This window comes from Sodalis sp. (in: enterobacteria) (assembly GCF_047607725.1).
Taxonomy (GTDB): domain Bacteria; phylum Pseudomonadota; class Gammaproteobacteria; order Enterobacterales; family Enterobacteriaceae; genus JBLKSS01.
In genome coordinates, this window is sequence record NZ_JBLKSS010000129.1 from 1 (window position 1) to 25,726 (window position 25,726).

Here is a 25,726-nt window from a genome sequence, read left to right on the forward strand (position 1 = left end):
GCGTGGAGCCGGAAGCGTATCTGCGTCATGTGCTGGCGATTATCGCGGATCATCCCATCAACAAAATCAAAGAGCTCCTGCCGTGGAACCTCACCATCCCTGCTGAATAACTGTCAATACGGCGCTGGGCGTACGCTTACACTGAAAGAGAGCTTGAGATAATTTTTTATGCCATCCAACGCATGCCGGCAAAAGCCATTGCACCAAAATTGTGTCTTTCTCATCGAACAGTGGAGAACAGATTGCTAAGAATTTATGAAAAGATAGGTGTCAACTCAGTAAACGGACTTCTAGAATATTGCCATCATGTCGTATTAAATAATTATGTACCCAAAAAACTCCTCAGAGAAGGCGTGAACTTTTTCTGGTAATGCCCATGAACAAATTAATGCACTGTCAGCCCGCCCTATCAGAGCGGGCTTTTTGGTTGCTTAATGGGTCACAATCGCACGTCTTTGCCTGCGCCGTTGACGATAAAAGTGATTTCACTGAAATTGGCGCATGATTTTCTGACCGTCTCATATTCAGCCCAACCGGCGCCTATCCCATTATTAAAACGGTAAGAGTGTCGCAGCGCGGCCGTTCCTTAGCAATAACCGATGTATCATGTGCTGCCTGTTTACCCCTTACCGCGTCTTTAGCCATACCGCCATGATGCCATTTGAGCTGGGTTGGGCGGCACGAAAGCGAAATATTCCTTTTACCGGTCGCTGTAACAAGCTCGATGAAGTTACGACCGCTTCCATAAGCAAAAGGCGCTACGGCTTAAACCTTTGCTGAAAAAGCAGCAAGCAAGAATCGAAAAAGCGTTACTTGTTGAATTGAATAGTTACGATAACAGGAGTCGAATCCAAAAACCTTCCCATACGAATTTTTAATATGGATAATAAACAGTAGCTTACTAACATTTTTCCGCGATCGCCAGTCTCATGATGCTGAACTCGAAATAGCCTGCGAGCGGTTGCATGTCTCAGTATTGTCTCACCTTATAGGGTTGGTTTTCTCGTCAAACTCTCGAAGCCTGACGTTAGCTAGCTCTACGATCCAGAGCATTATTGCCTCAGCACAATGGCTTATCTCCCTTACGTTGTAAATAACATGATTTGAAGGCACGCAGCCCTTATAATTAATTATAAAAAATGAACACTAAAACTCAGCTTGGGAGATGTACTCTTTACTGCTAGGAATAAATATGTAATATTTTCTATTTACCTGACGTTTATCGCGCCCACAAGAGTAGGAAATTATTATGGAAAATAATACCATTAAAGCTAACGATCTGACGACCTTTCCTTTACTGAAATTTATGGAAAATTCAGACATTGCAATGAGTATCAAAAGCAATGATTCTAGGTTTGTCTATATGAATGAAGCCTCAAAGGACTGGTGTAATGTTCCGCAAACATTTGACTATGAAGGAAGATACGACCAAGAATTTCCCTGCTCTTGGGCTGCCATGGCCTCTGAATATCAAACGCACGATAGAAAAGCCGAATCAAGTAGGTGTGGAGCAGAGATAATCTCAACATCTTATTTCACGAGGCATGCGATATTAGAGCCTTGGTATTGTGCTAAATTCCCTATATTGAATGATGAAAGCATGGCGCTAGAGACTTTGTTTATAGGCAGGAGATTTAATTTTATGTCGATAAGCAACTTTTTTAAGAACATCATCCCCTCTTTTATTTCCCTTACACCTCCCGTCGATGTTTTTACAGAAAGAGAACTAGAGATAATATTCTACTCCATACAGAAAATTTCAGCCAAAGAAATTGCGCCTAAGCTAGGAATTTCTCATAGAACGGTAGAAAATAGGCTATTAAATATTTATAATAAAATTAACGTAAATTCCCTAAATGGCCTCATAGACTATTGCCACAACGTCGGATTAAATAATTATGTACCTAAAAAACTCCTCAGAGAAGGCGTAAACTTTTGCTGGTAATGCCCATGAACAAGTTAATGCACTGTCAGCCCGCCCTATCAGAGCGGGCTTTTTCGTTGCTTAATGGGTCACAATCGCACGTCTTTGTCTGCGCCGTTGACGACAGAGGTGATTTCAGTGAAATTGCCGTATGACTTTTCGACCGTCCATTTTCAGCCCCCCTGCGCCTATCGCATAATTCAAACTGATAGAGTGTCGCTGCGCTGGCCATTCCGTAGCACTAACCTAGGTATCATGGCCACCCGTTTACCCCTTACCGCGTCTTTAGCCATACCGCCATGATGCGATTTGAGCCGGATTGGGCAGCACTAAAGAGGGATATTCCATTTACCGACCGTTGTAACAAGCTCGATGAAGTAAAGATCGTTTCCATAAGCACAAGGCGCTATGGCTTAAACCTGAGCAGCGGATACAGCATGTAAGCTTCGAAAAAGCGCAACTTATTGATTTGAATGGTTCCGATAATAGAAGTCGAACCTACGACCTTCGCATTACGAATGCGCTGCTCTACCAACTGAGCTATATCGGCATGGAAAAATGATCATACGGTCGTTAATCTGAGTCCACACGTTATGCAAAACTGGGAAAAGAGTCAATAGGCGCGCGTGCAAGTGCTGATAATTGCAGCATCTTTCCCCTTTCGGGCAACAGTAGGAGACATAAGCCATAACCTCTTATTGACCCGGGGGTCACGTTCCCTACTCATTTTCGCCCCACAGATCCTGCTCCTAGTGCGCCGATCCTGCCCCCATGAGGCAACCTGACCCCTACCGTGACAAAAGACTCGCCGCCGTGATAGCACTAGCGGCCCGTGCCGCCCGGCGGTGTTGTTAGTGATTAGGTGTATCGCAGGCGCGTTTTCCAGCGCCAAACGTGGGGGACGACCAACTCGGGTTTGTTGGCCCGAAAACCGCCGCAGCCCTCAGGGCCGGCAGAGGTTGTCGCCGTAGCCGATCCATTTGTAAGTCGTTAACGCTTCCAGGCCCATTGGCCCGCGGGCGTGCAGTTTTTGGGTGCTGACCGCCACTTCCGCGCCAAGGCCAAACTGTCCGCCGTCGGTAAAACGGGTGCTGGCATTGACATAGACCGCCGATGAGTCCACTTCGCGCACGAAGCGTTCCGCCGCCTGAATCGATTGGGTCAGAATAGCGTCGGAATGCTGGGTGCCGTAATGACGGATATGTTCCACCACCTGGTCGAGGCCGCCCACCAGCTTGACATTTAAGTCGCGGGACAGCCATTCGTCATGGTAATCGGCCTCCGTCACGGCAACACAGGTCGTGGGGCCGTCAGCCAGATAGTGACGCGCGTTGTCATCGGCGTGTAGCGTGACGCCCAGCGCATGCATATGGCGGCTCAGACGCGGCAGAAAACGTTCAGCGATACGGTGGTGTACCAGCAGCGTTTCAAGCGAGTTACAGGCGCTGGGGTGCTGTACTTTGGCGTTTTCAATGACCGGCAGCGCCTGCTCGAAATCAATAGTGTCATCGGCATAGATATGGCAAACGCCGATGCCGCCGGTGATAACCGGAATCGTAGACTGTTCACGGCACAGCTTGTGCAGGCCTGCGCCGCCGCGAGGGATCAGCATATCGACATAGCGATCCAGGCACAGCAGCGCGTTGACCAGCGCGCGATCCGGGTTTTCGATGGCCTGCACCGCGCTGGCAGGCAGGCCGCAGCCCGTCAGCGCCAGCTGTATCACCTTTACCATAGCGGCATTGGTGCGGTACGTTTCCTTACCACCGCGTAAAATCACCGCGTTGCCGGTTTTCAAGCACAGCGCCGCAACATCAACGGTCACGTTGGGGCGAGCTTCATAAATCACGCCCACCACGCCGAGCGGAACCCGGCGGCGCTCCAGCGACAGCCCGCTGTCCAACCGCTGGCCCCCAATAACCTGGCCCACCAGATCGGTAAGGCGGCACACCTGTCGCACGTCCGCGGCGATAGCACTAAGGCGCGCCGGGTTCAAAAGCAGGCGATCCAGCAGTGCATCGCTCAGGCCGTTGCGGCGCGCCTCAGCCATATCTTGCACGTTGGCGTCAAGAATGCTTTGGCTATTGGCCTCCAGACTGTCGGCAATCGCCTCCAGCGCCCGATCCTTCTGGGCGCTGGTCAATACCGCCAGCTGCCACGAAGCCTGTTTCGCCGCTTTGCCCATTTGCTCAAGCATGTGCGTTCCTTAACATAAAATCATATCGTCGCGGTGGATGACCACCGGCCCATATTCATAGCCCAGAATATCACTGATGTCCTGGGAATGTTGACCGGCAATCATGCGCAGGGCATCGCTGTTATAGCGGCTGACGCCATGGGCGATATCGCGGCCGTCGGAGCTGAGGATACGCACCACAATCCCGCGGGAAAAATCACCTTCCACCGCCAGGATCCCTTTGGGCAACAGCGAGCCGCCGCGCTGTAATATCGCTTTTTGCGCGCCATCATCGACGGTGATGTCCCCCGCCGGCGGCGGGCCGAACAGCCAGCGTTTGCAGCTCTCCAGCGGCATTTTTTGCCCATGGAAACGGGTGCCTACCGATTCACCCACCATAACATCGCCAATCACGCCCGGTTTGCCGCCGGCCGCAATCACGACTTCGATTCCCGCGCGGTTGGCGACTTCCGCCGCCTGCAATTTGGTTGCCATGCCGCCGGTACCGAGGCCGGAGACGCTGCCGCCGGCCATTTTGCGCAGCGCGTCATTGATGCCTTCGACTTCGCGAATCAGCTCGGCGTCGGGGTGGGTGCGTGGATCGGCGGAAAACAGCCCCGGCTGATCGGTTAGCAGCAGCAACTTGTCAGCGTCGGCGAGGATCGCCACCAGCGCCGAAAGATTATCGTTGTTGCCCACTCTGATTTCAGCGGTGGCGACCGCATCATTTTCATTAATCACCGGCACGATGCCGTTATCCAGCAGGGCGCGCAGCGTGTCGCGGGCGTTGAGAAAGCGTTCGCGATCTTCCATATCGGCGCGGGTCAGCAACATTTGGCCGATATGGATATTGTAGAGGGAAAACAGCTGCTCCCAAAACTGAATCAAGCGGCTCTGCCCTACCGCCTCCAGTAGCTGCTTAGAGGCGATGGTGGCGGGCAGGTCGGGATAATTAAGGTACTCCCGTCTGGCGGCGATGGCGCCGGAGGTGACGATGATAATTCGGTGTCCGGCGGCGTGCAGCGGAGCACATTGGCGCACCAGTTCGACAATGTGCGCGCGATTAAGCCGGCGCGAACCGCTGGTAAGGACACTGGTGCCTAATTTTACCACCAGGGTCTGGCTGCTGTTCATAACGATATCTGCCGTTAAGGATGTTGATTGACTTAAAGGTTGCCTACCGCCGAGGGGATCAAGCGCTATGCCTGCCAGCATAGCGCGAAACGAATGAGAAAGCAGGAGCGGAAAATCAGGCGGTTAGACTGAATGGCTGTTCTTTAAACGCGTCGGCAGGCTCCAGCTTCATATTCATCGTTGCGATATAGGCGCGCAGACGGGTATGAAAGGCGCGCAGTGAACTCTCCAGTTTATCGATGACTTCCTGGTCGCTGAATTCGCTCTCGGTCCATTTGCCTTCTTTGTCAAATTTCCCGAAATGGTAGGTATAGGTATAACGCTTCCAAATTGATCCACCAGCCCCAAAACTCACGTTTCTCAGGCGCGGGCTGCATATTGATGCATACGGCGAGACAGTCGAAGAAAAAATGGTTGTCGCTGCACTGACCTTCACGGATATACGGGCCGAGGGCGGTAAAGCCTTTCAACACTTTGCCCCGGGGATGCCCACTCACTAACGCCATGCTATAACCTCAACCTCACTTTGCTTATTGTTCACCTTAAAGAGCAAACAAACGGTAGTGCTATAATTAACGTTTCAAATTGTTTTCAGCCAGCGGCTGATCTCCGCTAATGCCAGATGGAAATTGCGGTACAGCGGCGATTCCTTTATCGGCAACAGCTTTCCCGCCCGCGAAGAGGAGACAATCAGCTGCGCCTCGGCCGGCGGGCTAAAGGGGTCGTCGGGCCAGCAGCCCGCCATAACCGGAGTAGGACAACTGCTGCCGAGCAGGCCCTGCACTTTAAGGGAGTAACTCTTGAGCTCGGTTTTCAACGCGCCATCAGCGACCCCCGCCATGCCGATGCGGCTCGTCAGTACATCGAGAGATATGTTCGGCGCCCTATCCTGACGTTCGCCGTCGGTCAGTAACGCATGCACGACCGGACCGAGGCAGGCGACGCCCCTGAGCCGCTGCGGTTCAAGGTAGGCGATTCTGACCGCAATATTGGCGCCAAAGCGGAAGCCGAAAGCGCTAACGCGGCGCGAGTCAACCCAGGGAACGGATGCCAGGCCGCGCAATACCTGCTGATGGAGAAAACTGGTGTCCTGACTGAGTTTCCATTTGGCGGAGAAGCCGATCGAGGGCATATCGATGGTCAACATCGCCAGACCAGCGGGCGCGAAGTAGTCGTGAAACAGCCGATAGGTATCGTTTTGCAGCATATCCAGACTGCCGCACACCAACACCGTTGGATAAGGCGCTCGCCCCGTCGGCGGCAGATGCAAGAAACCGGTAACATTGCCGCCGCCGCTGACCGGGAATTCCAGCTGCTTGATTTCATGCGGCAGGTGCTTGGCCGCCTCTTCCCAGGCGTGGTTGGCCAGCGTCTGCGCCTGCTCCGCCAGCATATCCCCTTTCAAATGCGGATAGCTGGTGATGCTGTAAAAGCGCGCCGCCTGCAGCCAGTCGTGCGCCGCAGTAGCGCCGTCAACGTTCTCCATAGCGCGCTGCTGCCAGACCATGCCCTGGTGCGACCATTCGTAGATCCAGTTGCCGCCGCGATAGCCGATCACGGTATCCAGCAGCCGGTCGTCGGTGTAGGGCGCGCGACTGGCGGCGATACGCGCCAGCACTTCTTCTATTTCCCATGGGTTGATGCCGCGCCAAATCCACATCAGGCGGTTGATTAACCGGTACCAGTTGCCGGGATTGGCGCAGTCCAGCGCCGACATTATGCTTTTTTGCCCGCCGTGATGGACCCGGGCCACCAGCGTGGAGGTTTCGCGGTGTTTGACCGAGGGTTTGAATAGGGTTTCGCTCAGATTGTTTCCTGCTGCCATTGAGCATCGTCTCCAAAGACGGGTTCTGGAATGCCAGAACGATGCCTGCAAGGTTAACCATTCAGCCAGCAAAAAACAAACGCCCGGCGGTGCCGGGCGTCAGGAAAACGGTGATTGTCGCCGCATAAGGGAATACCGTGGCAGCAATGAGCCCGGACGTCCAAGCGACCACTGCGCTAACGCATCATGCGGCCGTCGCGGCGCAGGCCATCCGCGGCCGTAAACCGGCCTGAAGCGGCATATAAACTATTTAGCCGCCACCGGTGGCAGGCGAACGCTTTGCGCGCCTGTGCGCCCCCGTGGCGGCAGAAGGACTATTTGCCCGCCAGCGGCGGCACAAACACCACGCCCATATCCCAGGGCTGCTCGATCCAGGTATTTTGTGGAATGATGATGTAATCATCCACCAGCGGCCGGCCGGCCGGTTTGGCGAAAATGGTGACAAAATGCGCCTTGGGGTACATCCTCGCTCGCTCGCGAATCGCTTTGGCGGTACCGCCAGTGTCCACCAGATCGTCAACCACGATAAACCCCTCGCCGTCCCCTTCCGCGCGTTTTAACACGTTCAAATCGCGCTGATTGTCGTGATCATAGCTGGCGATGCATACGGTATCCACATGGCGGATGCCCAGCTCGCGGGCCAGCAATGCGCCCGGCACCAGACCGCCGCGGCTGACCGCGATAATCCCTTTCCATTGTTCAGCGGGCAGCAGGCGTTTGGCCATGGTACGCGCATGGATTTGCAACATGTCCCAGGTGACGACGTATTTTTCGCTCATAAATTCAGTCCCAGCCGGCTTGGGTCGGCTTAAAAAGTCTCAGGGGGAAAAAGGTTGCGCGGGATTATAGAGACGCAGCCGTCTAAATACCAGTACCTCCCCCTTTTTAACCTCAGTTTCACCCTCTGGTAAAGTAAAGTGGTATTCTGGGTTGACTCGGGTTGCTCCGCCGCTGGCCGCGCACCGCCGCCCGCGCGGTTTTTACGATATCACAGGAGTTTTTTATCGTGTCTGAATTGTCTCAACTTACGCCCCAGCCGCTGTGGGATATCTTCGCCAACATTTGCACAATCCCACACCCGTCCTACCATGAGGAAGCGCTGGCCACGCATATCCTACAGTGGGCGCAGGGAAAGGGCCTGTTCGCTGAACGCGACCAGGTGGGCAATATCCTGATTCACAAGCCGGCGACGCCGGGTTATGAAAATCGCCGTCCGGTGGCGATGCAGGCGCACCTGGACATGGTGCCGCAGAAAAACAGCGATACCACTCATGATTTCACCCAAGATCCCATTCAACCCTGGATAGACGGCGAATGGGTCAAAGCGCGCGGCACGACGCTCGGCGCCGATAACGGTATCGGCATGGCGTCGGCGCTGGCAGTGCTGGCCGACGACAGCGTGGAGCATGGTCCGCTGGAAGTGCTGCTGACCATGACCGAAGAAACCGGGATGGAAGGCGCTTTCGGCCTGCAGCCCGGCTGGCTGCAGAGCGAGATCCTCATCAATACCGACTCCGAAGAGGAAGGCGAAATCTATATGGGCTGTGCCGGCGGAGTTGACTTCAAAACCCAGCTGCCGCTCAGCCGCGAAACGGTGCCGGCCGGTTATCACAAGGTGCGGGTGGCCTTGACAGATTTAAAAGGCGGCCACTCCGGCAGCGATATCCATCTGGGGCTCGGCAACGCCAATAAGCTGCTGGCCCGCTTCCTGGCGGATTTTTGCGCTACGCTGGACATTCGTCTGCTGGATCTGAACGACGGAACGCTGCGCAACGCCATTCCGCGCGAAGCGTTCGCTACCCTGGCGCTGCCGCGTGAGAACGTCGACACCCTACGCGCCCAGGCGCGCGCCTATCTGGCGATTATCGGGAGCGAATTGGCGGCGGTCGAGAAAAAACCGGTGCTGGACGTCAGCGACAGCCAGTACGACGGGCAGGCGCTGACCAAAGCCTGCGGCGACCGGCTTATCGCGTTGCTCCATGCGATGCCGAACGGCGTTATTCGCATGAGTGATGACGTGAAAGGCGTCGTGGAAACATCGTTGAACGTCGGCGTGGTGTCGATGGACGCCGACAAAGCCGAAATCCGCTGCCTGATCCGTTCGCTTATCGACAGCGGCAAGCTGCAGGTGGAAGGGATGCTGCATGCGCTGGGGCGGCTGGCCGGCGCCACTACGGTTGCCAAGGGGAGCTATCCCGGATGGAAACCGGACGCCAACTCGCTGGTGATGCATGTGGTGCGCGATACCTATCGGCAGCTGTTTAACAAAACGCCAAATATTCAGGTCATCCATGCGGGTCTGGAATGCGGGCTGTTTAAAAAACCTTACCCCGATATGGATATGGTCTCCATCGGGCCGACCATTACCGGCCCGCATTCGCCAGATGAACAAGTGCATATCGCGAGCGTTGGCCAATACTGGATGCTGCTGACCGCGCTGCTAAAAGCGATCCCCGTCAAGGAGTGAAGCAGACCGGCGCTGGCCTTGTAGCCGGCGCCGGGACGCTATCTTTTACGCAGCCCATCAGCCCGCCGGCCCCGACGCCAAGAGCGACCCGCGTATTGGTCAAGTCGTGATGTTTTCACCGCCCGTGTCTGAGGCGTGTGGCCATTGGCCGCTACGGGCCTAAGGGTGAGAGTTCCACTCCTCTTCCCAATTCAGCAGCAATTGGCGTTCTAGCTGCGGATCCATTAATGTGACATGTAATCCCACCAGCCGTACGCCGCGATCGCCGCGGCGCTGTTCCCAGGTCTGACGCGCGACGGCTATCAGGTCCGTTTTATTAAGCCGCGGCCAAACATGCTCTTGCGTCGTCTGCTGAAAATCGGCGAACTTAAGTTTGATACCTTGACGGGCGATCTGCAGATCGGGACGCACCCGGGCGAGGCGCCGCTCCAGCTCGGGGTAAAGATGGTCGATAATCTTCTCGCACGCCTCCCAGCGGATAATATCCTGCGCCAGGGTACGTTCGACGCCCACCGACTTGCGCAGCCGGTCGGCGGACACTTGCCGTTCATCAATGCCGTGCGAGCGTTCCCAAATCACCCGGCCGAATTTGCCAAATTGGCGCAGTAGCGTCGCCAAATCGAATTGCTGCACGTCGGCGCAGGTTACAAGCCCCATCTCGCCGAGTTTTTTGGCGGTCACCTTGCCGACACCCGGGATCTTCGCCAGCGGCAGTTGCAGCAAGAAGGCCGGCATGGCGGCAGGGGTAATGACATATTGGCCGTTGGGTTTATTGAGATTGGAGGCGATTTTCGCTAAAAACTTAACCGGCGCCACGCCCGCCGAGGCCGTTAGCCGCAGCTCATCGGCAATCTCCTGGCGGATGGCGCGCGCCATCAGGGTGGCGGAACCATTGCAGCAATCGCTGTCGGTGACGTCCATAAACGCCTCATCCAGCGACAGCGGCTCGATGAGCGACGTATAGCGGGCGAAAATGGAACGAATATGATCCGAGGCCTCTTTATACACCGCCATACGGCCGGGGATCACTGTCAGATGGGGGCAGAGTTTTAACGCCATGGCGGTGGACATGGCGCTATGCACGCCATAGCGCCGCGCCGGATAATTGGCGGTACTGATGACGCCGCGGCGATCGGCGCTGCCGCCGATCGCCAGCGGGATGTCGTGCAGGTGCGGATTATCGCGCATTTCGACCGCGGCAAAAAAGCAGTCCATATCGACATGTATGATTTTACGCATCCGGCCCCCTTAACCTGTACAAGTATACAGTAATGATTCTCATCTATACAAAACGTATCTTGATAAAATAATACGCAGTGATATCTTATCGCTGATTGCCCACGGGCAGTTGACAGACCCGCCGGTCACGTTCGTCGCCGGCCGCTCATTTATTTTGATAAAACAGGAATGACAATGCGCAGATTCGCGCTGCTGTTGGCAATGCTTTTTTTATTCCCGGCGTACGGCTACGCCAGCGATCAGGCAAAAGTCGGCCAGGAACTTAAGCAACAATTATTAGGCTCACCTGTATTTATTCAGGTCTTTAAAGAAGAGCGCATATTGGAACTTTATGCCAAGATGGGCAACGCCTACCATCTGGTGGACAGCTTTCAAATTTGCAAGTTTTCCGGCGGTCTGGGTCCGAAACGGCGCGAAGGTGATTTCATGGGCCCGGAGGGCTTTTACGCCATTGATAACCGTAATCTGAATCACAACAGTAATTATTATCGCGATATTAATATAGGTTTACCCAATGACTACGATCGGGCACAGGGTTATTCGGGCGCTAAGCTGATGATTCACGGCGATTGCCGCTCTATCGGCTGCTATGCCATGACCGATACCTCTATCGTGGAAATTTATCGCTATGTGGAAGATGCGTTGCTAAATGGCTAGGTGCAGGTAAAAATTAATATTTTTCCGTTCCGTATGACGCCGGCAAATATGCAGCGCCACCACTATTCGGCCAATTATAAATTCTGGAGCCAGCTGCAGCCCGGCTACGCCTATTTCGCTGAACATCATCAGCCGCCTGCGGTGTCGGTAGTCAACGGCCAGTATGTGATAAGCGCGCCGCTGATGCTGCAAAGCGGCGGGCCGGTCGTGTCACAATTCGTGCTCGCCAAGCCGGAATAATACCCATTCCCCCGGCGCTACTCGCTGCCAGGTTTCGTTGCCGGTCAGCGGCTGGGTGGCTATCACCGTGACCACGTCATTAGGCGTGGTCTGCTTTTGGAAATCGATTTCCACATCCTGATCAAGCAGCGTGGCTTTCCCGAACGGCGCGCGCCGGGTTATCCAATACAGGTTACTTGAACAATAACCCATGACGTAACAGCCGTCGGACAGCAGCATATTGAAAATCCCTTTTTGCCGCAGCGAATCCGCTAAACCGGCAATATAGCGAAACACCGACGGCCAGTGGCGCGGCGTTTGCGGATAGTGTTCCGCCAGGCGCGCCAGCAGCCAGCAAAACGCCTGCTCGCTATCGGTCTGCCCCACCGGACGAAAATTGCCGGTTTTCAGCGTCCGATAGCCACGCAACTGGCCATTGTGGGCAAAGGTCCAGTGGCGGCCTCAGAGTTCGCAGGTAAACGGGTGGGTATTCTCCAGCGCCACCCTGCCACGATTAGCCTGGCGAATATGGGAGACCACCACGCAGGATTTGATAGGATAATCCTGCACCAGACGGGCGATGGGCGAGTCGATACTGGGCAACGGATCCTTGAATGTACGGCAAGCCCAGTCCTTCGTAAAAAATGATTGCCCAGCCGTCCTTATGCGGTCCGGTCCCGCCGCCGCGCAGCACCAGGCCGGAAAAACTGAAACAAATATCCATTGGTACATTAGCGCTCATGCCGAGTAATTTACACATGCCCCTCTCCTGTCGATCCCCTGCCGGTCTGGGTTACCCCTGCGCCGCCATTTCTTTCTCGATGAGCAGTATCAGAATATGAATGGCCTTGATATGGATTTCCTGGATGCGATCGGCATAGCCTAAATGGGGGACGCGGATTTCTACATCTGCGCTGCCGGCCATTTTGCCGCCCTCTTTGCCGGTAAGGACGATAACCCGCATCCCTTTGGCGCGCGCGGCGTCAATGGCGCGGATGATATTCGCCGAGTTGCCGGAGGTGGAAATACCGACCAGAACATCGCCCTGGTTGCCCACCGCTTCAACATAACGCGAGAAGACTTGCTCATAGCCGAAATCGTTGCTCACGCAGGAGAGATGACTGGGGTCGGAAATGGCGATAGCGGGATAGCCCGGGCGATTTTCGCGATAGCGGCCGGTTAATTCTTCTGCAAAATGCATCGCGTCGCAGTGGGAACCGCCGTTGCCGCAGGAAAGCACTTTTCCGCCGGCTTTAAAGGTATCGGCAATCAATTTGGCCGCGTCTTCAATAGACTGGATATGGCGCTCGTCGCTAAGGAAATTTTGCAGCGTTTGCAGGGCTTCGTTAAGTTCGTTGCGGATCAAATCCTGATACATGGGGTCGTCCCTCAATCAAGGCTGGCGAATGGATGAAATTTTCCGGCTGCAGTTTACCGGAATGCCCCTATCGCGAGAAGCGCCGTTCAGGTCGTGGTTTTGCGCTATTTCATAAAATAGATAGATAATAAGTCTATTGATAATTGTACAGAATAATGGTGCCGAGAGGACATGGTCATGGCGCATAGTGCGACAGAAGCAGATAGGGGATCCACCGCCTTCATCGTCTAACGCGGTAACAGGGCCAACCCACCGTTTTCGTTGAATGCTGAGGCCCCGGCTCGGTCGCGGGATCTTGCGCCGCGGGTTAGGCTCTGGGCAGAAAAAAAAGCCCCGCGTCACGAGGAGGCGGGGCGGCATGGGCGGCGCGCGCTATTATTTGACCAGCGCTTCCGTCGAAATGCTGATGGTGATGTCATCGCTGACGTTGGGCACGAACTGCCCCATTTTAAATTCTGAACGCTTGATGGTGGTGGTGGCATTGAAACCCACGGCGGCTTTTTTGGCCATAGGATGCTCGCCCTGCTTATTCAGCACCGCATCCAATATCACCGGACGGCTGATGCCCTTAATGGTCAAATCGCCAAAGGCCTGATAACGATTATCGCCTTTGCTGACGATTTTGGTGCTGTGAAAGGTCGCGTTGGGGTACTGTTTCTGATCAAAATATTCCGTGCCTTTGAATTCATCGTTCAGCGCCTGCACATGGGTATCCACGGTTTTAACCGGAATGGTGACATCCACTTTGGCATTCGTGATAGCCGCATCATCCAGCACAATGGTACCGGTAATAGCGGAAAAGTTGGCGGTGGGGTTGGAAAATTCGAAATGATTCCACGAGAACACCAGCGAAGTATGATTGGGATCCAGATGGTAGGTTTCCGTTTTTGCCTGGGCGATACCCGAAGCCAACAGCAGCCCGATAGCCAGCGGTAACAACGTCTTTTTCATCGTAATCATGCCAATTCTGTCCGTCATATTGCCGAAAGGACCTTCATCATGAAGGCTTTCGATAGGGATTGTCACTGAATATATTTGTTGACTATCTTCAATAATTTTGACCAAGGTAGCGGCGGACATTTAGCTGTTTACACGTCTTGATTGTCAATTATCGGCAGCATGTTATATTGGCTCAAAATCTGGCTATCAGGAGTCATATTAGCCATGAGTACCCCGCTTATCCCGCAAAGTAAACTCCCAGCGCTGGGCACCACCATCTTTACCCAGATGAGGGCGCTGGCGCAACGCCATCAGGCGATCAACTTGTCCCAGGGTTTTCCCGATTTTGACGGTCCCGACTATTTGAAATCCCGGCTGGCCTGGCACGTCAGCCAGGGCGCCAATCAATATGCCCCTATGACCGGCGTTGCGCCGCTGCGTGAGGCCATCGCCGATAAAACGGCAGAGCTTTACGGCTGGCGTCCCGACGCCGAGGCCGAGGTGACGGTCACCGCCGGCGCGACCGAGGCGCTGTTTGCCGCCATCAGCGCGCTGGTGCGCCCTTGGGGATGAAGTGATCTGTTTCGATCCCAGCTATGACAGCTACGGGCCGGCGGTCGAACTGGCCGGCGGCGTAACGCGCCGCATCGCGCTGCAGCCGCCGGCGTTTCGCGTTGACTGGGCGCAGTTCGGCGAAATACTGAGCGACCGCACCCGACTGGTTATCCTCAACACGCCGTATAACCCCTCGGCCAGCGTCTGGCAGGCGGACGATTTCCAGCAGCTGTGGCAGGCCATCGCCGCGCGGGAAATCTATGTGTTGAGCGATGAAGTCTACGAACATATCTGTTTTGCCCCCGGCGGCCATCAGAGCGTGCTGGCGCATGACGGCCTGCGCCAGCACGCCATCGCCGTCTCCTCTTTCGGCAAAACTTACCATATGACCGGTTGGAAGGTCGGCTACTGCGTGGTGGCGCCGGCCCTGAGCGCCGAGGTGCGCAAAATTCATCAATATCTGACCTTTGCGGTCAATACGCCCGCGCTGCTGGCTCTCGCCGATATGCTTCGCCAGGAGCCGGCGCACTGGCAGACGTTTCCGACGTTCTACCGCCAGCAGCGCGACCACCTGGTACAGACGCTGGCGCCCAGCCGGCTGAAGCTGCTGCCCTGTGAAGGCACCTATTTCCTGCTGGCGGATTACAGCGCCCTTTCCGATAAAGACGACGTGACCTTTTGTCAGTGGCTCACCACCCATGTCGGCGTGGCCGCTATTCCGCTATCGGTGTTCTGCGCCGCCCCCTTCCTGCATAAATTGATCCGCCTGTGCTTCGCCAAAGGCGATCAGACGCTGGACGCCGCCGCGGAGCGCTTATGTCGACTTTAGCGCTGAGTCTGGCTACAGCAGCCGCTGGTCTGGATGGACGGCGAGGCGAACCTGGCCCACTTTGACCGACTGCTGGCGCCGATCGACGACCAGGATTTGATTGTGCTGCCGGAAATGTTTACCACCGGTTTCGCCATGGAAGCAGCCGGCAATGCTCTGCCAGAAAAGCGCGTGGTGGAATGGCTGGCGCAATGGGTGCGGCGCGATGGTAGTCGGCAGCGCGGCCATCGCCACCCCGGCTGGCGCGGTGAATCGTTTCTTACTGGTGCAGCCCGACGGGGCGACGTACCGCTATGATAAACGTCATCTGTTCAGAATGGCCGACGAGCATCGCCATTATCAGGCCGGCCAGGAACGGGTGGTGGTGGCCTGGCGCGGCGGGCGCATTTTACCGCAGGTCTGTTATGGCCTGCGCTTCCCGCTGTGGTCGCGCAATCAGCATAATTATAGCGGCAATAGCCTGATCATTGACCCCCAGGGAACGGTAATGGCGCAGGCTGACCCGGGCGCGGCGGCCTGCCTGCAGGCCCGCCTGTCGCTGGCGACGCTGGGCCAATACCGCGAAACGTTTCCAGCTTGGCGCGATGCTGACCGTTTCAGCCTGAAACCGTAACCCGCTGCGCGCTAACGCACCGGCAAGCCGTCCGCCGGTCGCGCCTTCCAGACCTGGCCGTTCATGTCAGCTTGCTAAAAGCATGGGAGAGCGCCTGCGCCGGTGTGTTGCCTTAGTAGCGGGGCGCGCTTTATCGTTATCCTTCCTGCTCCGGGGGCGCTTCCTGGTAGGGATGGTGGGCGATCCAGTGATCGGCGATATCCTGGCGACGGCAAATCCATACCCATTCGTGCTGCTGAATATAATCGAGAAACCGCTGTAGCGCGCGAAAGCGTCCCGGACGGCCCAAAATCCGGCCGTGCATGCCGATGGAAAGCATCTTCGGTGACGTCTCCCCCTCGGCGTAGAGCACGTCGAAGCTGTCCCGCAGATAGGTGAAGAACTGCTCACCGCTGTTGAATCCCTGGGGCGTGGTGAAACGCATATCGTTTGCCTCCAGCGTATAGGGGATGATCAAATGCGGTTTTACCGTGCCGTCCTGCCGGGTTACCTGCGTCCAAAACGGCAGATCGTCGCCGTAATAATCGCTGTCGTATTGGAAGCCCTCCTGCTCAACCACCAACCGCCGGGTGTTAGGGCTGTCGTGGCCGGTATACCAACCCAGCGGCGGTGTACCAAACAGTTGCGTCAACACGTTTACCGCCTGCTGCATATGCTGCCGTTCGGTTTTAGCGTCGACGCCCTGATAATGCAGCCAGCGCCAGCCGTGGCTGACCACATCATAGTCAGCCGCCTTAATGGCCTCCACCGCCGCCGGATTGCGCGCCAGCGCCATGGCTACGCCAAAGACCGTCAACGGCAGACCGCGGCGGCTGAATTCCTGGTGGATTCGCCAAAAACCGGCCCGGGAGCCGTACTCATATAGCGAATCCATCGACATGTGTCTTTCTGGATAACTGGCGGCGCCAATGATATCGGAAAGAAACTGTTCGGAACCCGCGTCCCCATGCAGAACATGACTTTCGGCCCCTTCTTCATAATTCAGGACAAATTGCACCGCGATACGTGCCTGCCCAGGCCAGCCGGCATGCGGGGGCTTTCCGGCATAACCGATAAGATCGCGCGGGTAATTGGCGTTGAAAGCGAAACTTTTGTTCTCGGTCGCGTCACTCATTGTCAGTTCCTTTTTTGTGAGCCGGTGTTTTAGTTTAGTCCTATAACGCGCGGGGTTAGTTCTTTTTGTGTCGGAAAATCGCGATTGTTTTCACCGCTGGCGATAAGGCCGAAACCCTGTATTGACGCGATGAATTCAGCGCCGTGCGCACCTTAACGATGACCGGCATCCTCCCGCTCATGCGTTCCATGCAACGTCACTGCCGCCATCTGAACCGCAAAAAAATTAGGGTGAACACTGCCCCGCGTAGCAACCGAGCGAATACCCGATACGCCACAGTTTGCGTTTGCGCCGCGCGACGGAGGCTAGAACAAAGCCTTGACCTTGACCAAGACGTAGACCTAAATAAAATCGAGACAGAGACAGTGCGCGAAGATATGTTCCCCACGCCAGAAAAGACAAAACCCCGTGCTTTGGGAAACACGGGGTTTTTGAATGGTTGGCGGTGCGGACGGGACTCGAACCCGCGATCCCCGGCGTGACAGGCCGGTATTCTAACCGACTGAACTACCGCACCGCACTTGTGCTTTGTCGGGAAAGCGAGGCGAATAGTAAAGTCACGACCGAGTAACGTCAATGCTTTTCATGCGCCGCAAAATCGTTTGCTGATAAATGCAGCACCCAGCGTTCATTTTGACCTGACGGAATGATTTTACTCGCTTTGTGCAGGGCTCTCTTCCCGCCACAGACAGCTGCCGCCCTTTTTCTGCACCAGATCCAACCGCTGCTCGTGGGCCACGGCTTCCTCATCGCTGGCGTAAACGATCTTCAGCGACGTCTGGGCGCGCTGCACCCGCTGAATTTGCACGGTGTCGCCCACTTCGCGCTGCTCCTGCTCCCCTTCCATCGCAAAACGCATGGCGGTCTGGCCTCCGGTCATCAGCAAGAAAACGTCCGCCAGGATTTCGGCGTCGAGCAAAGCGCCGTGAAGGGTACGCTTACTGTTATCGATCAGATAGCGGTCACACAACGCGTCCAGACTATTGCGCTTACCGGGGAACATTTTGCGCGCCAGCAGCAGACTATCCGTCACCTTGCAAAAGGTGTCGGTTTTAGCGATACCGCGATTAAGCATCGCAAACTCATAGTCCATAAAGCCGATATCGAAGGGGGCGTTATGAATGACCAATTCCCCACCGCGAATAAACTGTAAGAATTCATCCGCCACGTCGGCAAACGTCGGTTTATCCGCCAGAAACTCGTCGCTGATGCCGTGGACATTGAACGCTTCGGGGTCTACCAGCCGGTCCGGTTTTAGATAGACGTGGAAGTGCCGGCCGGTCAAGCGGCGATTAATGACCTCCACCGCGCCGATTTCGATAATTCGGTGTCCTTCGTAGTGGACACCCAACTTGTTCATGCCGGTGGTTTCAGTATCCAGAACAATCTGTCGCGTAATGTCAGTGCTCATAATGCTCGTTTATGCCAGACTTGGGCTTTTAACATGGAGCAAGTTTACCAGAGATGCGCAAACAGGTTGAAATTTTCACCGACGGTTCATGCCTGGGCAATCCCGGCCCCGGCGGCTATGGCGCTATATTGCGCTATAAACAGCATGAAAAAACCTTCAGCGCCGGTTATCGCCTGACCACCAACAACCGCATGGAGTTGATGGCGGCCATCGTGGCGCTGGAAGCGCTGACAGACGCCTGCGAGGTCGTGCTCAGCACCGACAGCCAGTACGTCCGCCAAGGGATCACCCAATGGATTCATAACTGGAAAAAACGCGGCTGGAAAACCGCCGAGAAGAAACCGGTGAAAAACGTCGATTTATGGCAGCGCCTGGACGCGGCCATTCAGCCTCATACCCTGCGCTGGGATTGGGTGAAGGGCCATGCGGGCCATCCGGAAAACGAACGCTGTGACGAACTGGCGCGCACCGCCGCCGGCCATCCGGCGTTGGAAGACATCGGCTATCGGGTGGAAGCGCAAACGGGCGGCGGCCGAGCGGATTAGAGCGGCTTCACTCTTCTTTCCAGGAATGCAGCTGCCGGCAACTGCGGGTGGTGGCGTTTACCGGCCGCCGCAATCCCCGCGTGGACGCTTTGTTTTTCAGCGGCTTCAGGCTGAGGGGAAACGTGCGCTTGCGCGCGACTATCAGGCTCAGGCAACCAATAGCGGGGAAATGGGTGCTGAGTAGCCGTCCCCCTTGGCGTCGCCATGGCAACACCTGCAGATGGGTACGGTGCAACACCTCGAAATTAAGCACCCCCAGCCAATCCAACAGCCGCATCTGCGTATACATTCGACTTCTGTACGGCTGGCGGCGAAAAAGGATCGGGCAGATTTTACCCAGCCTCAGCATGCTCACCGGGTTGAACGTCGTGATGATGAGCCAGCCGTCATCAATGAGTACCCGATCGACCTCCCGCAGCAGGCGGTGCGGGTCGCCGGTATAGGATAAGGTATGAGCCAGTAAGCACGCGTCTGCCGACTTATTGGCGAACGGCAGTTGGTAAGGATCGGCGATAACGTGCAAACGTTCGCCCTCGAGTCCCACATTGACCTGGTGGAAAATCGCACAATCGCCGGTATCCAGATCCGCGCTCAACGCGCCGATTTTGAGTAAATAAAACCCGAACAGTTTAGACCACCACGCTTTTAAACCCTGCTCTAGCGCCTGACGATAGTAAGCCCCGCAGGGAATATCGTCCCATGAGGCAGGCGCCACAATAGTCTTGTTACTTTGCGCTGGTTTCATGTTTGTCTATCTTCTAAGGGCCATAGAGAAATAACGAGGTTAACAATGAATCTTATCAGCATTCCCGCACTGGCGGATAATTACATTTGGCTTTTACACAATGACGACAGCCAATGCCTGGTGGTCGATCCGGGCGAGGCGGCGCCGGTGTTACAAGCGCTTGCCGACCGCCACTTAACCCCTGTCGCTATTTTATTGACCCATCATCATCATGACCATGTGGGCGGCGTCGCCGAGCTACTGCGGCATTTCCCGGTGCCGGTCTATGGCCCGGAGGAAACCTGCGCCAAGGGCGCTACCCGGATTGTTAATGAAGGCGATACCCTGACATTACTGGACCACACCTTCAGCATACTGGCATTGCCCGGTCATACACTCGGACATATCGGATTTTACGGCGCACCTTGGCTTTTTAGCGGCGACACGGTTTTTTCCGCAGGTTGCGGGCGGCTTTTTGAGGGCACGCCCAAGCAAATGTACGAGTCTTTTCAGAAGGTTAATCAGCTTCCCCCCGATACCCTGATCTGCGCCGCTCATGAGTATACTTCAAGCAATTTGGACTTCGCCGCCGCCCTATTGCCTCAAGATAGCGTTATCACAGGTTATCAACGTGAAATTAATGAGTTACGTCTGAAAAATCAGCACAGCCTGCCCACAACGCTGTATTTAGAGCGTCAAATTAATCTTTTCTTACGTTGCCATAACATTGATTTACAAAACAAATTAAACGTTCACCCCGCTTCCGGCGAGGAATGGCGTGTTTTTGCGGCATTACGCGAGAAGAAGGATCATTTCTAAAGGTTTTAGTTGTAATGTCCCAGCCTTCAAAGTATCATTGTTTGTCTTTTAAGTAAGCGGCTATTTTTTTGACATACAGATGAAGACTCATGCGATCTTATTCGCCTCGGTCTTGCTGGTGAAGTGTCAGGCGTCCAGGCAGGATACGCCACCCCCCGAACAGCATGCACAGAGTGTTTCTTCGGCAGGTCAAGGTGAAGCGGGAAAGTACACAGATGATCGAGCGGGTATCGCACGATGGCAAGATATTAACAACAGCCTGCCGCAAGGCGATTTGTGGAATTTCATTGGCGACGAGCTGAAGATGCAGATACCGGATAACGCCCGGGTCCGCGAGCAACAAAAGCGTTATTTGAAACAGAAGAGCTATCTCCACGATGTAACATTACGGGCAGAGCCGTACATGTACTGGATAGTCGAGCAGATTAAGCAACGTAAAATGTCGATGGAACTAGTACTGCTACCCATAGTGGAGAGCGCTTTTGACCCGAAGGCAATATCCGCCTCCAACGCGGCTGGCCTTTGGCAGATAGTTCCCCAGACAAGCAAGAATTACGGCCTGAAGCAGAACCAATGGTATGACGGTCGCCGTGATGTGGTGGCGTCCACCACCGTGGCGCTGGATATGATGCAGCGGCTTAACCGTATGTTCGACGGCGACTGGTTGTTGACTATCGCCGCCTATAACAGCGGTGAAGGTCGTATTATGCAGGCCATCAAGCATAATAAGGCCAAAGGGCGCCCCACCGACTTCTGGTCGTTGGCGCTGCCGCGTGAAACCACCATTTATGTTCCGAAGATGCTTGTGCTCAGCAACCTCATTAAGAATAGCAAACAATTTGGCATCGCGTTGCCCAAATCGAATGCACCACGCGCGCTGGCGCGGGTAAGAAGTCGGCCAGCAAATCGGCCTGACGCAGGCGGCGGAAATGTCCGGCCTATCGCTGACCAAGCTGAAAAGCTTTAACACCGGCTACAAGCGCAACGTGACGGCGCCAAACGGGCCGCATTATATCATGCTGCCCAAGGCGCATGCTTCGCAGCTGCGCACCTCGCTGGCGCAAGGCGATATTGCGGCGGTACAGTCCACGCAGTTGGCGGATAACAACCTCGGCAGCGGCAGCTATGAGGTGCGTGCCGGTGATACCTTAATCCGGCATCGCAAAGCGGTTGAACGTTAAAACCGCTGATTTGCAGAAATGGAATAACCTGCGCAGTGCACGCAGCCTGAAGGTGGGCCAAACGCTGAAAGTCGGCAGCGGTTCGATGCAGATTGCCAACAACAACAGCATCACCTATCAGGTACGCAAAGGGGATTCTCTGGCGAGCACATCGCCCGCCGGCACGGCGTCGATATCAAGGACGTCATGCGCTGGAACGATGCGTTGGACAATGCCAACAACCTGCAGCCGGGGCTTAAGCTGACACTGTTCGTTAGCGGCAAGTCCACGGACTCCTGATGTGCCGCTGGCTACACCCTACCCGCGGCGATGTTAGACGACGGTGAGCTGTATCCGAACGGTTAGCGCTAGAGCCAGCGAAACAAAAAGCCGACGTTTTAACGTCTGCTTTTTTTATGTCCCGGTATCGGCAGCGTAGTTTATCTCCCGATCGATACCGACAATTTGCGCCGCCGCCGGCGCCGCGGAGCAGGTTCGAATTCGACCAGCAAGGGATTATGGTCTGAAGCCTCGGTTACCAGCACCGACGCCTCGCAGACGTTCATATCGCGGTAAAAGACAAAATCCAGTGGCCGGCCAAATGCCCGCTTGCGCTGATCGTCGACAAACCGCACCTCGCCCAGCCCCATCCGTTCTGCGAACCGGCAGAGCGCCAGCATACGCTGCCGGCTCCAGGCATTGAAATCCCCCGCCATAATAACCGGACCGCTATGATTACGGATCTGCTCACCAATGGGATCGAGCTGTTTACTGTACACATCAATGCCCAGGCTGAAATTCACCGCGTGGATATTAACCACCATCAGCAGTTGCCCGTTATAGATGGGATATACGGTGACCAGAGCCGACTTGGCTAATCGCAACAGGGGCTCGCGCTCGCGCAGCGGACAGCAGTAGACCGGATGCGCGGCGGAAAGGGTCATGACCCCCGACGGATGCTGCGGAAAAATCAATGCGGGAACCTGGTCCGCAGCCAAATAATGGGAGGTAGCGAATCGGACCAGCTCAGGTGTGCTCTGCGCTTCCTGTAGCAGGACCAACTGGGCATCTTTACCAAACCCTTGCAGTACCGACAACCAATTGGCGCGCTGCTGTTTATAGATATTCCATACCATCACCCGCAAAATACGCGAGCCTGGCAAAGGTTCTCCCGCCGATAGCGCCTGACCTAACTGGCCAGAAGCAAGAGGTGGAAAGATACGCTCGACTGGCTGGCCCGCGACATACCTGACGGCATATGTTTTTTTTGGCACGGTTACCGCCTATTCAACTAAGTTTTGCGCCTGTGGCGGTGTTTGAGTTGATTCCCGCGGTTTTAGTCCACAGACACCTGACCACCATATGCTTTTATAAGCTCTCGGCCCGGCAAATTCAATGTGGGGCCATGACATATTGACCCGCCCCACACAGTATATCACAAAAGCGCCCCTGCCTTGGACGGGACCGCCGGCTGCGACGGAGGCGGCGCTGTGGGCGTTCTCGCCCCGCCTGTCTCCCTGTATTCTGGCTTGATCAGCCGGGAGCGAGGCGTGCCGTCGTCAAGTACTGCACTATAGTCCAGTATTCATTACTGCCAAACTTGTTTATCGTAAGAGTTTAAAAGTCGAGCAGCCGGCAACACGCTGCAATCGATAGCATAATCAAGAGGAATTGAGAGATGGTGGACAACGGCTTTTGCATTATTCATGGTAATATCAATAAAGTCTATTGGCGCATTGCTGCAGCGGCAATATCGAAATGCTGCGCAACGGTTGCCTGTTTACCGGCCGCAAAACGCCGGTGCAGAGTTATCGCTTTGCGACCGGTAGCGCCTATCTCATTGGATCGCTGCGTAACAAGCGCCTGCTTCACCATCTGGCGACGCACTTTACCGGTGGCGTACCGGTCGTTAACGGGGCAGAAGTACTCTACCAGCTTAGCACGCAATTGGGCTCGGCCGCGCTTGGTCTTGCCGAGGGCGACTTTTGCCTTCTTTATCGAGGATCGCAATGGCACCTTGACGCTGCTGACCGATGCCCGCGGTCAAAATCCTGTTTATTTGGTCAACGCCGGCGATCGTTGGATTACTGATAAACTAAAACTTATCAGCGCGCTACATGACAGTGATATCCAGCACGACCCGCAGGGGAGCGAAACGGCCCCGAGCGTAGGCTGTCATATCCAGCGCATTCTACCAGGAACGCTTAACGTATTTCGCTTTAGCAATGCCGACTGTGAGGTCTGCGAGAGCCGACAATTGTTGCGTCCGGCAAAAATGCCTGATGCGGCGTGCGATATTTGAAGCCAAAACGTGCGATAAATGGCAGGCTACTTTTGTTTCCATCAGTGCAACGAAATTACACTGTTATTTTTCATCGGAAGCACTTTGGTTTGTTCGAGTGGTACGATCAACGTGACAATATTTATAGATGCTGGTCAATGAAACGCCATACAGTAATGCAAGCTGTTTTCTACTATGACCGGACTCAAGTAATTTTTTAGCCTGCTCTTGCTGTGCAGAAGATAATGAGCAAGGTCTACCGCCGATACGTCCTCTGCTTCTCGCTGCTACCAAACCTGCCTGAGTACGCTCAACAATCAACTCCCGCTCCATTTGCGCCAACGCACTCATCACATGAAAGAAAAAACGACAGGCTGACGAAGAGGTGTCGATAGAATCAGTCAAACTATAAAAATGAATGCCTTCATCTTCAAGTTTGGATATTAAAGTAATCAAATGTTTAATGCTACGACCCAACCTATCCAGCTTCCAGACCACCAAAGTGTCACCCGATTTTAATGCGTTTAATGCACGTTTTAAGCCGGGTCTCTGGTCGACTTTTCCGCTTATTTTATCCTCAAAAATCTGGTCACAATTTGCACAAATGAGTGATTTTCGCTATAAATCGGTGTTTTGGTCATTTTTTGACACCCTCATATAGCCTATTTTTGCCATTTTCGCCCTTTCTTCGCCTTCTGAAAGCCTTGTCATCGCTGGTTTTGGTCAAAATTTTAGCCAAATTCACGATTTAAGAAAACCTTGGTTTATTGGAAACGATAGATTGTGCAAAAAACGCACTGAATAAACGTATGGGGGGAACCGTCAACGGAGGTGTCACTTTTGGGCAAAATTTAACCGTTTCATGGGGCGGAAGAACCGCTGTTTATCATGAAAATGGTGATGTGACAGGCCCAGTCTGGGGTGGTGCTCTTTGAGCGCTTGGATTACCGCACGTGCAAATGAAGCGCAAAGCAATGCTTGGCAACATGCTGATCATGTAACAAATGGCCGTGCTACCTGGGATTATATCAATACCACGTTCGTAAAAGATATTCGATTGGGGCATATGCAAGAGTTTCAGATATGGAAGGGACCGGAACCAGCAGATGAGCCTCATTATGTGATTACTGGTGTGTATAACGGTAATGGTGATGCTTATGTGGATTACATTCAGCGCCGTCTCATACAAAAAAACATTAACGGTAACTGGATAAATGTGTGGTTTATGTGATGAAAAATATTAAAAATTTCAAACGCTATCACCCTGATGCTGTCGATAAAAAATGCTTAGAACAGGCTGTTGGGGCGATTTTTCTTATCTCGGAAGACGGTCAGGACTGGTATGAGAGCCAGAAGTTATTTCAGCCCGATACGATGAAAGTCGAGTATGAAGCCAACGGCATCATACGCTCAATGGGCTACGATATCAGTGGCTTCTGTCCCGAGGGGTGCAGCATGGCAGAAGTTTCAAAATGGCCCGATGAAGCAGCACCTAACCGAAAATGGTGTTTTATCGATGGTGAGGTTGTTCCACGTGTTTATACAGCAGATGAACTTAGGGGTGCAAATTCCGACGTATCCGATCATCTGTTCCGGCGACATCCGATCAGTTATTCCGATATTTTCCGATCACCCATTCCAGTGATATTCGATCACGTGTTCGCTCATCTTCTGACTCGGTTTTAGTCTATTTTTCCTGTGCTGGCTACTCCTTGCT

20 protein-coding genes, 1 tRNA gene and 8 pseudogenes are annotated in these 25,726 nt (G+C 54.5%); 14 read left to right on the forward strand and 15 right to left on the reverse strand.

All coding sequences use genetic code 11. From position 1 onward, the window contains the following. From ACMX3H_RS11750 to ACMX3H_RS11760, 3 genes and pseudogenes are all read left to right on the forward strand, one after another. Positions 1-110: transposase domain-containing protein (locus tag ACMX3H_RS11750; RefSeq protein ID WP_415209556.1), on the forward strand; the 110-nt coding region annotated here is incomplete at its 5' end. Between the two features lie 27 nt (positions 111-137). Further along, positions 138-371: pseudogene (locus ACMX3H_RS11755) on the forward strand (helix-turn-helix transcriptional regulator); the annotation flags it as partial. Between the two features lie 878 nt (positions 372-1,249). Further along, on the forward strand, positions 1,250-1,945 hold the full coding sequence (locus ACMX3H_RS11760; RefSeq protein ID WP_415210968.1) for a helix-turn-helix transcriptional regulator: 696 nt from the start codon (positions 1,250-1,252) through the stop codon (positions 1,943-1,945). Between the two features lie 922 nt (positions 1,946-2,867). On the opposite strand, the gene proA is transcribed toward ACMX3H_RS11760, so the two are convergent. From proA to gpt, 5 genes and pseudogenes are all read right to left on the reverse strand, one after another. Beyond that, on the reverse strand, positions 2,868-4,121 hold the full coding sequence (proA, locus tag ACMX3H_RS11765; RefSeq protein ID WP_415210969.1) for a glutamate-5-semialdehyde dehydrogenase: 1,254 nt from the start codon (positions 4,119-4,121) through the stop codon (positions 2,868-2,870). Between the two features lie 9 nt (positions 4,122-4,130). Further along, complete coding sequence (proB, locus tag ACMX3H_RS11770; protein WP_415210970.1) at positions 4,131-5,234, reverse strand: glutamate 5-kinase; 1,104 nt, start codon at positions 5,232-5,234, stop codon at positions 4,131-4,133. Between the two features lie 115 nt (positions 5,235-5,349). Further along, positions 5,350-5,740 (reverse strand): annotated as a pseudogene (crl, locus tag ACMX3H_RS11775) (sigma factor-binding protein Crl). A gap of 74 nt (positions 5,741-5,814) precedes the next feature. Beyond that, entirely contained in the window at positions 5,815-7,059 is a 1,245-nt protein-coding gene (gene frsA / locus ACMX3H_RS11780) for an esterase FrsA (protein ID WP_415210971.1), read from the reverse strand. A gap of 314 nt (positions 7,060-7,373) precedes the next feature. Next, entirely contained in the window at positions 7,374-7,838 is a 465-nt protein-coding gene (gpt, locus tag ACMX3H_RS11785; protein WP_415210972.1) for a xanthine phosphoribosyltransferase, read from the reverse strand. A 227-nt stretch (positions 7,839-8,065) separates the two neighbouring features. On the opposite strand from gpt, the gene pepD reads away from it, so the two are divergent. Further along, positions 8,066-9,526: a beta-Ala-His dipeptidase gene (gene pepD, locus ACMX3H_RS11790; RefSeq protein ID WP_415210973.1), complete on the forward strand. Its 1,461-nt coding sequence runs from the start codon at positions 8,066-8,068 to the stop codon at positions 9,524-9,526. Between the two features lie 159 nt (positions 9,527-9,685). Here the strand turns inward: pepD and dinB are convergent, their stop codons facing one another. After that, positions 9,686-10,765 carry a DNA polymerase IV gene (gene dinB / locus ACMX3H_RS11795; protein WP_415210974.1) on the reverse strand — a complete coding sequence of 360 codons (1,080 nt, stop codon included), beginning with the start codon at positions 10,763-10,765 and terminating at the stop codon, positions 9,686-9,688. Positions 10,766-10,939: 174 nt separating this feature from the next. Here dinB and ACMX3H_RS11800 point away from each other — a divergent pair. Next, positions 10,940-11,662 (forward strand): annotated as a pseudogene (locus ACMX3H_RS11800) (L,D-transpeptidase family protein). On the opposite strand, the pseudogene ACMX3H_RS11805 reads toward ACMX3H_RS11800, so the two are convergent. The 3 genes and pseudogenes from ACMX3H_RS11805 to ACMX3H_RS11815 all read right to left on the reverse strand — a co-directional run bounded on the left by ACMX3H_RS11805 (position 11,633) and on the right by ACMX3H_RS11815 (position 13,979). Then, a pseudogene (locus ACMX3H_RS11805) lies at positions 11,633-12,401 on the reverse strand (class II glutamine amidotransferase). The pseudogenes ACMX3H_RS11800 and ACMX3H_RS11805 sit on opposite strands and share 30 nt — an antisense overlap. A 33-nt stretch (positions 12,402-12,434) precedes the next feature. Next, the gene (gene lpcA, locus ACMX3H_RS11810; RefSeq protein WP_415210975.1) at positions 12,435-13,019 is read right to left on the reverse strand and encodes a D-sedoheptulose 7-phosphate isomerase; all 585 of its coding nucleotides are present in this window, start codon (positions 13,017-13,019) and stop codon (positions 12,435-12,437) included. A gap of 375 nt (positions 13,020-13,394) precedes the next feature. Then, positions 13,395-13,979 carry a YceI family protein gene (locus ACMX3H_RS11815; RefSeq protein WP_415210984.1) on the reverse strand — a complete coding sequence of 195 codons (585 nt, stop codon included), beginning with the start codon at positions 13,977-13,979 and terminating at the stop codon, positions 13,395-13,397. Between the two features lie 204 nt (positions 13,980-14,183). Here ACMX3H_RS11815 and ACMX3H_RS11820 point away from each other — a divergent pair. Next, positions 14,184-15,342 (forward strand): annotated as a pseudogene (locus ACMX3H_RS11820) (pyridoxal phosphate-dependent aminotransferase). Further along, positions 15,330-15,955: pseudogene (locus ACMX3H_RS11825) on the forward strand (amidohydrolase). The pseudogenes ACMX3H_RS11820 and ACMX3H_RS11825 overlap by 13 nt, the downstream one beginning before the upstream one ends. A 136-nt stretch (positions 15,956-16,091) precedes the next feature. On the opposite strand, the gene puuE reads toward ACMX3H_RS11825, so the two are convergent. From puuE to dnaQ, 3 genes are all read right to left on the reverse strand, one after another. Further along, positions 16,092-17,069: an allantoinase PuuE gene (gene puuE, locus ACMX3H_RS11830; RefSeq protein WP_415210976.1), complete on the reverse strand. Its 978-nt coding sequence runs from the start codon at positions 17,067-17,069 to the stop codon at positions 16,092-16,094. A gap of 440 nt (positions 17,070-17,509) precedes the next feature. Beyond that, positions 17,510-17,586: transfer RNA gene (locus ACMX3H_RS11835), tRNA-Asp, on the reverse strand. 135 nt (positions 17,587-17,721) lie between these two features. Further along, positions 17,722-18,480: a DNA polymerase III subunit epsilon gene (dnaQ, locus tag ACMX3H_RS11840; RefSeq protein WP_415210977.1), complete on the reverse strand. Its 759-nt coding sequence runs from the start codon at positions 18,478-18,480 to the stop codon at positions 17,722-17,724. 53 nt (positions 18,481-18,533) lie between these two features. Here dnaQ and rnhA point away from each other — a divergent pair, with 53 nt between their 5' ends. Continuing rightward, positions 18,534-19,025, forward strand: a complete 492-nt coding sequence (rnhA, locus tag ACMX3H_RS11845; RefSeq protein ID WP_025423302.1) for a ribonuclease HI — start codon at positions 18,534-18,536, stop codon at positions 19,023-19,025. Positions 19,026-19,032: 7 nt separating this feature from the next. Here the strand turns inward: rnhA and ACMX3H_RS11850 are convergent, their stop codons facing one another. Continuing rightward, positions 19,033-19,770 (reverse strand): class I SAM-dependent methyltransferase, encoded by a 738-nt coding sequence (locus ACMX3H_RS11850; RefSeq protein WP_415210978.1) that lies wholly within the window; start codon positions 19,768-19,770, stop codon positions 19,033-19,035. Positions 19,771-19,815: 45 nt separating this feature from the next. On the opposite strand from ACMX3H_RS11850, the gene gloB reads away from it, so the two are divergent. Next, positions 19,816-20,568, forward strand: coding sequence for a hydroxyacylglutathione hydrolase (gene gloB, locus ACMX3H_RS11855; protein WP_415210979.1), 753 nt, complete (start codon positions 19,816-19,818; stop codon positions 20,566-20,568). Positions 20,569-20,647: 79 nt separating this feature from the next. Continuing rightward, positions 20,648-22,028, forward strand: a pseudogene (mltD, locus tag ACMX3H_RS11860) (murein transglycosylase D). Between the two features lie 140 nt (positions 22,029-22,168). On the opposite strand, the gene ACMX3H_RS11865 reads toward mltD, so the two are convergent. After that, positions 22,169-23,002 carry an endonuclease/exonuclease/phosphatase family protein gene (locus ACMX3H_RS11865; RefSeq protein ID WP_415210980.1) on the reverse strand — a complete coding sequence of 278 codons (834 nt, stop codon included), beginning with the start codon at positions 23,000-23,002 and terminating at the stop codon, positions 22,169-22,171. A 484-nt stretch (positions 23,003-23,486) separates the two neighbouring features. Here ACMX3H_RS11865 and ACMX3H_RS11870 point away from each other — a divergent pair, with 484 nt between their 5' ends. Together ACMX3H_RS11870 and ACMX3H_RS11875 are read left to right on the forward strand one after the other, a co-directional pair. Then, complete coding sequence (locus ACMX3H_RS11870; protein WP_415210985.1) at positions 23,487-23,819, forward strand: carbapenam-3-carboxylate synthase domain-containing protein; 333 nt, start codon at positions 23,487-23,489, stop codon at positions 23,817-23,819. After that, positions 23,746-24,030, forward strand: a complete 285-nt coding sequence (locus ACMX3H_RS11875; protein ID WP_415210981.1) for a hypothetical protein — start codon at positions 23,746-23,748, stop codon at positions 24,028-24,030. The genes ACMX3H_RS11870 and ACMX3H_RS11875 overlap by 74 nt, the downstream gene beginning before the upstream one ends. Before the next feature lie 63 nt (positions 24,031-24,093). Here ACMX3H_RS11875 and ACMX3H_RS11880 read toward each other — a convergent pair. Continuing rightward, positions 24,094-24,684: pseudogene (locus ACMX3H_RS11880) on the reverse strand (recombinase family protein). A gap of 256 nt (positions 24,685-24,940) precedes the next feature. Between ACMX3H_RS11880 and ACMX3H_RS11885 the strand changes: the two are divergent. Together ACMX3H_RS11885 and ACMX3H_RS11890 are read left to right on the forward strand one after the other, a co-directional pair. Next, positions 24,941-25,240 carry a hypothetical protein gene (locus ACMX3H_RS11885; protein ID WP_415210982.1) on the forward strand — a complete coding sequence of 100 codons (300 nt, stop codon included), beginning with the start codon at positions 24,941-24,943 and terminating at the stop codon, positions 25,238-25,240. Continuing rightward, a complete protein-coding gene (locus tag ACMX3H_RS11890; RefSeq protein WP_415210983.1) occupies positions 25,240-25,695 on the forward strand; it encodes a tail fiber assembly protein in 456 nt (151 codons plus the stop codon). Before ACMX3H_RS11885 ends, ACMX3H_RS11890 begins: the two co-directional genes overlap by 1 nt. Positions 25,696-25,726: the final 31 nt, after the last annotated feature.

Bases quoted from the DNA above. Each gene is read 5' to 3' on its own strand.
- proB (WP_415210970.1), bottom strand. From the start codon at position 5,234: ATGAACAGCAGCCAGACCCTGGTGGTAAAATTAGGCACCAGTGTCCTT.
- ACMX3H_RS11815 (WP_415210984.1), bottom strand. From the start codon at position 13,979: ATGATTACGATGAAAAAGACGTTGTTACCGCTGGCTATCGGGCTGCTG.
- ACMX3H_RS11890 (WP_415210983.1), top strand. From the start codon at position 25,240: ATGAAAAATATTAAAAATTTCAAACGCTATCACCCTGATGCTGTCGAT.
- gpt (WP_415210972.1), bottom strand. From the start codon at position 7,838: ATGAGCGAAAAATACGTCGTCACCTGGGACATGTTGCAAATCCATGCG.
- ACMX3H_RS11760 (WP_415210968.1), top strand. From the start codon at position 1,250: ATGGAAAATAATACCATTAAAGCTAACGATCTGACGACCTTTCCTTTA.
- rnhA (WP_025423302.1), top strand. From the start codon at position 18,534: ATGCGCAAACAGGTTGAAATTTTCACCGACGGTTCATGCCTGGGCAAT.
- gloB (WP_415210979.1), top strand. From the start codon at position 19,816: ATGAATCTTATCAGCATTCCCGCACTGGCGGATAATTACATTTGGCTT.
- puuE (WP_415210976.1), bottom strand. From the start codon at position 17,069: ATGAGTGACGCGACCGAGAACAAAAGTTTCGCTTTCAACGCCAATTAC.
- lpcA (WP_415210975.1), bottom strand. From the start codon at position 13,019: ATGTATCAGGATTTGATCCGCAACGAACTTAACGAAGCCCTGCAAACG.
- frsA (WP_415210971.1), bottom strand. From the start codon at position 7,059: ATGGCAGCAGGAAACAATCTGAGCGAAACCCTATTCAAACCCTCGGTC.
- ACMX3H_RS11850 (WP_415210978.1), bottom strand. From the start codon at position 19,770: ATGAAACCAGCGCAAAGTAACAAGACTATTGTGGCGCCTGCCTCATGG.
- proA (WP_415210969.1), bottom strand. From the start codon at position 4,121: ATGCTTGAGCAAATGGGCAAAGCGGCGAAACAGGCTTCGTGGCAGCTG.
- ACMX3H_RS11870 (WP_415210985.1), top strand. From the start codon at position 23,487: ATGCTGCGCAACGGTTGCCTGTTTACCGGCCGCAAAACGCCGGTGCAG.
- dinB (WP_415210974.1), bottom strand. From the start codon at position 10,765: ATGCGTAAAATCATACATGTCGATATGGACTGCTTTTTTGCCGCGGTC.
- dnaQ (WP_415210977.1), bottom strand. From the start codon at position 18,480: ATGAGCACTGACATTACGCGACAGATTGTTCTGGATACTGAAACCACC.